The 4476-nt window shown below is 70.7% G+C and carries 6 protein-coding genes; 3 read left to right on the forward strand and 3 right to left on the reverse strand.

The annotated features are described in order from the left end of the window. On the forward strand, window positions 1–150 hold a 150-nt coding region (locus tag RTU05_RS17080; protein WP_312599516.1), incomplete at its 5' end, for a DUF1318 domain-containing protein. A gap of 452 nt (window positions 151–602) precedes the next feature. Here RTU05_RS17080 and RTU05_RS17085 read toward each other — a convergent pair. Further along, on the reverse strand, window positions 603–1715 hold the full coding sequence (locus RTU05_RS17085) for a DNA cytosine methyltransferase (RefSeq protein WP_312599512.1): 1113 nt from the start codon (window positions 1713–1715) through the stop codon (window positions 603–605). Window positions 1716–1816: 101 nt separating this feature from the next. Here RTU05_RS17085 and RTU05_RS17090 point away from each other — a divergent pair, with 101 nt between their 5' ends. Then, window positions 1817–2302 (forward strand): hypothetical protein, encoded by a 486-nt coding sequence (locus RTU05_RS17090; RefSeq protein ID WP_312599513.1) that lies wholly within the window; start codon window positions 1817–1819, stop codon window positions 2300–2302. A gap of 6 nt (window positions 2303–2308) precedes the next feature. On the opposite strand, the gene RTU05_RS17095 is transcribed toward RTU05_RS17090, so the two are convergent. Continuing rightward, window positions 2309–3073: a LytTR family DNA-binding domain-containing protein gene (locus RTU05_RS17095; RefSeq protein WP_312599514.1), complete on the reverse strand. Its 765-nt coding sequence runs from the start codon at window positions 3071–3073 to the stop codon at window positions 2309–2311. Between the two features lie 168 nt (window positions 3074–3241). Between RTU05_RS17095 and RTU05_RS17100 the strand changes: the two genes are divergently transcribed. Then, complete coding sequence (locus RTU05_RS17100) at window positions 3242–3784, forward strand: DUF2306 domain-containing protein (RefSeq protein WP_409411646.1); 543 nt, start codon at window positions 3242–3244, stop codon at window positions 3782–3784. A gap of 4 nt (window positions 3785–3788) precedes the next feature. Here the strand turns inward: RTU05_RS17100 and RTU05_RS17105 are convergent. Then, window positions 3789–4476, reverse strand: a 688-nt coding sequence (locus RTU05_RS17105) for a TetR/AcrR family transcriptional regulator (RefSeq protein ID WP_312599515.1), incomplete at its 5' end; no start/stop codon positions are given.

The raw sequence follows: 4476 nt of genomic DNA on the forward strand, positions 1-4476 counted from the left end.
GGCCGCCGCGCGGCCTACGCCCGCAGCGCCAGCGACGCCGGCACCTCCGCCGACGTGGCCGGCGCCCGGATGTTCGAGGCCCAGCTGCTGCCGCGCATCTCGTCCGGCCAATGGTATCGCAACGCCCAGGGTCAGTGGGTCCAGCGCTAAAACCGAAAACCCGTCACCCTCGGGCTCGTCCCGAGGGGCCGCGTCCGGTTCGGTTATCCGCCTCCTCCGCTCATTCCGGCGAAAGCCAGGATGAGCGGAAAAGAGCGACAGGGTGGGGCGCACAGGGCCGCCACAGCTCCAGCCATCCTATTTGACGAAGGAGACAGCCGCCTTTTCAAACGGTTGAGCCGCCGGATCGTCATCTTTCCGACCGCACCGTCAGACCGGGTTATAATCCCCGCCCGGTCTTTGACATCGCCATCCGCACGACTTGGACTCTTGGACTCGTTGGACTGTTTTTTTAGCAGTCCAACTTTCCGGGTGAAGTTGCACCCTCTTGCACCTGTGCAATTCAGGTCAGGGAATTATCCCAGCAAAAGCAATGCGCTGTCGCAAGATTGCACCCATTGCACTGTTTTTCTCAAGGGTGCGATCTCGCCGCCTTCGCCTGATCAGGCCGCCGCCGGACGCCCCGCCAGGGCGGGGGCCAGCAGGCCCTCGGTCAGGGCGCGCACCACCGGCACGGCCACCGCATCGCCCATCAGCTTCAGCGCCGCGCTTTCGCTGGTCGGCAGGCGATAGGCGTCCGACACCCCCATCAGCCGCGCCGCCTCGCGCCCGGTCAGGCGTCGCACCCTGACCCGGCCCTGGTCGCACACCACGACATATTGCCGGGACGATCCGCCCGCCGGCGTCCGCAGGCACCCGGCCAGACCGTCGAAGCGGATCTCCAGCCTCTGGACCTTGCGGCCGTCCTCCACGCGAACCCGGCGATAGGCGGCGCCGACCGTGCGTTGGCCCGACGCCAGGGCCGCCGCGACCCGCGCCCGGTGCAGAGGGGCGGCCAGCGCCAGGATCGCCTCGGGATCGTCCAGCCAGGCGACCGCCGCGTCCGGCTCCAGCACGGCGGCCAGATCCAGGTTGCGCCGGGGTGGCTGGGGCAGGGACCACCAGGCCCAGGCCGCCTTGACCGCCTCTGGCAGGCGGGCCTGGGCGGCGACCAGACGGGCCGAATGGAACGGGGCGACAGGCCCTGACGCGCGCGGCGCCTCGCCCTTGACCGCCACCACGAACAGGCGCGGCCGCGACTGGGGCAGCCAGTGGGCCGCGTCCATCTCCAGCGCCCCGACCGTATAGCCCGCCTCGACCATGGCCGCGCACACCGCCGCGAAATCCCGCCCCTGGCCGGACGTCAACAGGCCGATCACATTCTCCAGCACCACGACGCGGGCCCCGCGCCCCTCGGCCGCCAAGCCCTGCATCAGCCGCCAGAACCCCCAGAAGGCGCCCGACCGTCCCGCCTCCAGCCCGCCGCGCGCGCCCGCCAGGCTGACGTCCTGACAGGGCGAGGAGGCCCAGGCCAGGTCCGGCCGTCCGGGCAGATCGTCGACCGTCAGGCTCCAGACGTCGCCCTGCCGGAACGGCGTCTCGGGGTGATTGGCCGTGAAGGCCAGCGCCTTGGCCGGGTCCATGTCGTTGGCGAAGATCGTGTCGAACCCGGCCATGCCCAGGCCGGCCAGGCCCCCCCCGGCGAAGAACTCATATGCGGTCGGGCGAATCGACATGGCGGCACCATAACCCGGCGTCGCCCCTTGACCGAGGCCGTCCGGCTAATCACCTGCGGCCTGCCTTCCCAACCCCTGGTCGTTCGTCGAGGAGACCCGCCATGCGCCCCATCCCGCTCGTCCTCGCCGCATCCACCGTCCTGGCGGGCCTGTCTCTCGCCGGCTGCTATGACCGCGACGACGCCAAGCCCAAGGCCGCGCCGGAGCCTCAGGCCGCCGCCGTCCTGGCCGGTGTGGACCTGGGCAAGCCGGTCCGCGCCCTGGGCACGGAACCCTTCTGGAGCGTCGAGATCACCCCCGACGCCCTGATCTACACCCGCGTCGACCAGCCGGCCCAGCGCGCGCCCAATCGGGGCGCGACGGTCCAGGGGACGGTGGCGACCTTCGCCAGTTCGACCGATCTGACCCAGCCGCTGAACGTCACCCTGATCGCCACCGAATGTTCGGACGGGATGAGCGACCGCACCTATCCCCTGACCGCGCGTGTCGAGATCGGCGCCGACACCCTGACGGGCTGCGCCGCCTCTTCCTCGGCCATCATGAGCGCGGGCGAAAGCGGCCCCGTCGTGGATCGTCCGGCCGGCTAGGCGGGATCACCACCAGTCGGCGTCGCGCAGCATCCGGGCGTAGCGGCGGCTGACCGGGGCCGACAGGCCGCCGTCCAGCGTCAGGGTGGCCCGGCCGTCGCCGCGCTGGACTCCCCGGACGGCGTCCTTGGCCACCCACCAGCTGCGGTGCGTCTGGGCGCCCTCCAGCCCTTCCAGCTCCTCCACCGCATCCGACAGCCGCATCAGGATCAGGTCCGACCCCCGGTCGGTGTGGATGCGCAGATAATGGTCCTCGGCCTGGACCGCGCGGATCGTCGCGCCCTTCAGCCGCAACGGCAGCCGGTCCAGGAACCGGGCCGGCCGCGCCGGTTCGCTGGCCGTCGGGGCGTGGGTCTGCACCGGCTGGGCGCGTCCCAGAAAGACGTTCAGCGTCGTCACCGCCGCCGTCACGATCAGCACCGGCAGGACCAGTTGCGGCAGGGCGCCCAGCGGATACAGGCGCTGGCCGAAGAACAACCCCGTCGCCGCCCAGACCACCACGCTCAAGGGGCCGGTGATGACCGCTGTCATCACGGCGATGTTCAGCCAGGGCCGCTCGTCCATGTCCAGGAACCGGCTGACCAGCGCCCCGCACAGATGGCCCCACAGGCCGCCCGTCACCATCACCAGCACCCAATAGGCCAGGCGCGGCCCGAACGGCGCGCCCGAGGTGCCGAACGCTCCGGTCACGGCCAAAAAGACCCCGCCCGCCACGGCGACGATCAGTCCCCTGACGAAGATGCGACGACGGTCGGCGGCGGCGGATGTCATGGCGGTCGGGCGGCTTTCGGGAAGGGCGGTTCGGGTCTTGAGACCATGATTTCCGCTTCGGCGAAAGCGGGGTGGGCGTTGGCGCAAGACGCGCGGTCGTTGGCGAAGCGCGCGATGCGCCTCGTCGCTCGGCCTGTCAGCAAACGGGAAAGACAGGACCGCCGCCCCATGATCCCCATGACCCGCCTGAACCGCCTCGTCCCCTCCGCCGTCGCCCTGACCCTGCTGGGCGCGCCCCTGGTCGGTTATCTGATCCGCGACGGGGGGCGTTTGGTCGGTGCGGGCGCCCTGGCCTTCCACGCCCCGCGCTGGGGTCTGCTTGCGGCCGCCCCCGCCGCCATTCAGATCCATGTCGCGGCGGCCCTGATCGCCTTGGCCATCGGCCTCGTCCTGCTGGCGGGGGTGAAGGGCGACCGACTGCACCGGACCCTGGGCTGGGTCTGGGTCCTGGCCATGGCGACGACCGCAATCACCTCCTTCTTCATCCATCAGATCAATCCCGGCGGGCCGGGCGGGCTGTCGCTGATCCATCTGCTCAGCGGCTGGACCATGGTCGCCTTGCCGATGGCGATCTATGCCGCGCGCCGTCACCGCGTGGCCACCCATCGGCGCGCCATGACGGGCATGTTCGTCGGCGGGCTGATCGTGGCGGGTCTTCTGACCTTCCTGCCCGGCCGCTTGATGTGGGCGATCTTCTTCGGCCCGGCTTGAACGCTCAGCCCTTGTCGGCCGACATCCCGGCCACGGCGCGGAAGCCCGCAGCGGCGAACCGGACCATATAGTCGCCCGCCGTCTCCAGATCGCCCGAGCGCGCCCGCCCGTTCGACAGCCGGTCCAGCCGCCCCGTCTCGCCCAGCGTCAGGGTCAGGGCGCCCGACAGATTGTGATAGCCCCAGTACAGATCGACCTCACTGGCGCCCGGCAAAACCCGCGCGATCAGTTCGATCAGCCGGTGGATGGCCGGGTCGAAATACCGCGCCATCGTCTCGCCGCCGAAGCTGGGGTTGGCGTTGGTCTGGGCCACCAGGGCGGCATAGTGTTTCCACCCCGGCCCGCCCTTCAGCGACCATTCGAACGGCGGCCGCAGGAAGGCTTCCAGCAACCCCTCCAGCGTCATGTCGTCGCCCACGGCTTCGGCGTAACGGTCGATGGCGGCGACCCGGTCGGCGTTCCACACCTCGGCCCGGCGCAGGAAGACCGCGTCGAACAGGTCGCGCTTGGCCCCGAAATAATAGTGGACCAGGGCGGTGTCCACGCCGGCCTCGCGCGCCACCTCGCGGATGGTGACGCCATAGAAGCCGTGTTTGGAGAACAGGTCCTCGGCCGCGTCCAGGATCAGGTCGCGCGTCTCGCCGGCCGCATTGCCTTGCGCCTTGGGCGGGCGGCCGCGCCTGGCCGGCGCC

Source organism: Brevundimonas sp., from assembly GCF_032017145.1.
In the GTDB taxonomy this organism is placed as follows: Bacteria; Pseudomonadota; Alphaproteobacteria; order Caulobacterales; family Caulobacteraceae; genus Brevundimonas.

What these genes read in the sequence shown, in the direction of transcription:
- RTU05_RS17085 (WP_312599512.1), bottom strand. Translation starts at nt 1,715, where the DNA reads ATGTCGATTCGCCCGACCGCATATGAGTTCTTCGCCGGGGGGGGCCTG.
- RTU05_RS17090 (WP_312599513.1), top strand. Translation starts at nt 1,817, where the DNA reads ATGCGCCCCATCCCGCTCGTCCTCGCCGCATCCACCGTCCTGGCGGGC.
- RTU05_RS17095 (WP_312599514.1), bottom strand. Translation starts at nt 3,073, where the DNA reads ATGACATCCGCCGCCGCCGACCGTCGTCGCATCTTCGTCAGGGGACTG.
- RTU05_RS17100 (WP_409411646.1), top strand. Translation starts at nt 3,242, where the DNA reads ATGATCCCCATGACCCGCCTGAACCGCCTCGTCCCCTCCGCCGTCGCC.